Raw genomic sequence first — 1,813 nt, 5'->3', positions numbered from 1 at the left:
CGAGGGCCGTGGCGAGCTCGACGCGGTCGGCGCCGACTTCTGCGGCGATCCGCACTCCAGCGGGGTCCTGCACGGCGATTTCGAGAGCGAGCGTTCGGGCCACCCCTCCATTGTGCCCGCTGCCGAGACGGCATCCGAAAAATTAGATAGGCTATCTAAGTAATGTCTGCGTCTGATGAATCACTCCATCTCACCGCCACAGACCTTCGCATGGCCACGTTCCGGCTGGCCCGCCGCCTCCGCTGCGCCCGCGCTGCCGACTCGATGAGCGACGCGCAGCTGGCGGTGCTCGCCGACCTGCGCATGAACGGTCGCCGCACGGTCTCCACCCTCGCCGAGCGCGAGCGCGTCACGGCCCCCTCGATGACCAGCACGATCAACGGCCTCGAGGAGCAGGGCTACGTGGTGCGCACGCCCGATGAAGACGACCGCCGCCGTGTGCAGGTCGCCATCACCGCGGCAGGCACCGAGATCGTCGCCGAGACCATCCGTCGACGCGACGAGCTGCTCGCCGACATGCTGCGCGAGGTCGAATACACCGAGGCCGAGCTCACCACGCTGCGCGAAGCCAGCGCGCTGATGAGGCGGGTGGTCGAACGATGAGCGCCATGTTCCGCTCCTTCGCGAACATCAACTACCGGATCTGGTTCGCGGGCGCCCTGATCTCCAACGTCGGGGGATGGATGCAGGCCACCGCTCAGGATTGGGTGGTGCTCACCGAGCTGACCGACAACGACGCCACCGCGATGGGCGTGACGATGGCCCTGCAGTTCGGGCCTCCGCTCGTGCTCGTGAGTCTGACCGGGTGGGTGGCCGACCGCTTCGACCGACGGCACATCCTGTTCGCCACCCAGTCGGCACTGCTCGCCTTGGCCATCGCCGTCGGCGTACTGCTGCTGAACGACCTCATGACGCTGCCGATGATGTTCGGCTTCGCCCTCGGGTTCGGCATCGTGAACGCGTTCGACGCCCCGGCCCGGCAGGCGTTCGTCTCCGACATGGTCTCCACCGGCGACACCTCCAACGCGGTGGCCCTCAACTCGGCATCGTTCAACCTCGCCCGCATGGTGGGGCCTGCCGTCGGCGGCCTGCTGATCGTGGCGATCGGCTCGGGCTGGGTCTTCATCGTGAACGCGGCGACCTTCCTGGCGATGCTGCTCGCACTGATGCTGATGCGCCGGAGCCTGCTCGCTCCGCGTCTGAAGAACCGCAACCGCGGCGGACTCGCGGCCGGATTCCGCTACGTGTGGGGGCGCAGCGACCTGCGCGTGGTGTTCGTCACGGTGTTCCTGATCGGCGCGTTCGGCATGAACTTCCCGATCTTCGCCTCCACCATGGCTCTCGAGTTCGGCGCCGGGGCTGACGGGTACGGCGTGCTCAGCTCGGTCCTCGCGATCGGCTCGCTGATCGGAGCCCTGCTCGCCGCCCGACGCGATCGAGCCCGCGTGCGCGTGGTGATCCTCGCCGCCGGCGGGTTCGGCATCGCCGCTTTCGTCTCGTCGGCCATGCCCACATACGCGTCCTACGCCGTCACCCTGACCTTCACCGGGTTCATGATCGTGACCCTCCTCACCACCGCCAACGGCTACGTGCAGATCACCACCGATCCCGCTCTGCGCGGACGTGTGCTCGCCCTGTACATGGCGGTCATCATGGGTTCGACACCCGTCGGGGCGCCGATCGCCAGCGACTTCGACAAGCTATGGATCCCGAGGGTCTTGACGAGCTTGTCCATCCGACGGGTCGAGACACCGGCGAGGTAGCAGTCCGCGACCACGGTGATCAGCGCGGTCTCGGCGCGCTTGCGGCGCTC

General features: G+C 67.7%; 1 protein-coding gene and 2 pseudogenes. 2 read left to right on the top strand and 1 reads right to left on the bottom strand.

The annotated features are described in order from the left end of the window. The first annotated feature begins 210 nt into the window (after positions 1-210). Both KZA10_RS14005 and KZA10_RS14000 read left to right on the top strand, forming a co-directional pair. Positions 211-603: a MarR family winged helix-turn-helix transcriptional regulator gene (locus KZA10_RS14005; protein WP_256934870.1), complete on the top strand. Its 393-nt coding sequence runs from the start codon at positions 211-213 to the stop codon at positions 601-603. A 5-nt stretch (positions 604-608) separates the two neighbouring features. Beyond that, a pseudogene (locus KZA10_RS14000) lies at positions 609-1,730 on the top strand (MFS transporter); the annotation flags it as partial. Here KZA10_RS14000 and KZA10_RS13995 read toward each other — a convergent pair. Beyond that, positions 1,688-1,813 (bottom strand): annotated as a pseudogene (locus KZA10_RS13995) (transposase); the annotation flags it as partial. The pseudogenes KZA10_RS14000 and KZA10_RS13995 overlap by 43 nt on opposite strands.

The organism is Microbacterium sp. BF1 (assembly GCF_019279095.1).
In the GTDB taxonomy this organism is placed as follows: Bacteria; Actinomycetota; Actinomycetes; order Actinomycetales; family Microbacteriaceae; genus Microbacterium; species Microbacterium maritypicum.
The sequence above is the reverse complement of the archived record's forward strand: the minus strand, read 5'-3'. Positions and strand labels throughout refer to the sequence as shown.